This is a genomic window from Bacillus sp. SIMBA_008, from assembly GCF_046535495.1.
Classification (GTDB): domain Bacteria; phylum Bacillota; class Bacilli; order Bacillales; family Bacillaceae; genus Bacillus; species Bacillus subtilis.
Map to the genome: position 1 here is coordinate 1 of NZ_JAWRWL010001156.1, position 241 is coordinate 241.

The 241-nt window shown below is 53.5% G+C and carries 1 rRNA gene; it reads left to right on the top strand.

The window, feature by feature from the left end:
• Positions 1–241, top strand: a 23S ribosomal RNA gene (locus SB658_RS27065); the annotation flags it as partial.

Consider the following 241-nt stretch of genomic DNA (forward strand, 5'->3'; position numbering starts at 1 on the left):
GCGCAGGAAATTTGACAGGAGCTGTCCTTAGTTCGAGAGGACCCGGATGGACGCACCGCTGGTGTACCAGTTGTTCTGCTAATGGCACCGCTGGGTAGCTATGTGCGGACGGGATAAGTGCTGAAAGCATCTACGCATGAAGCCCCCCTCAAGATGAGATTTCCCATCCCGCAAGGAAGTAAGATCCATGAAAGATGAGCAGGTTCATAGGTCTGAGGTGGAAGTGTGGCGACACATGGAG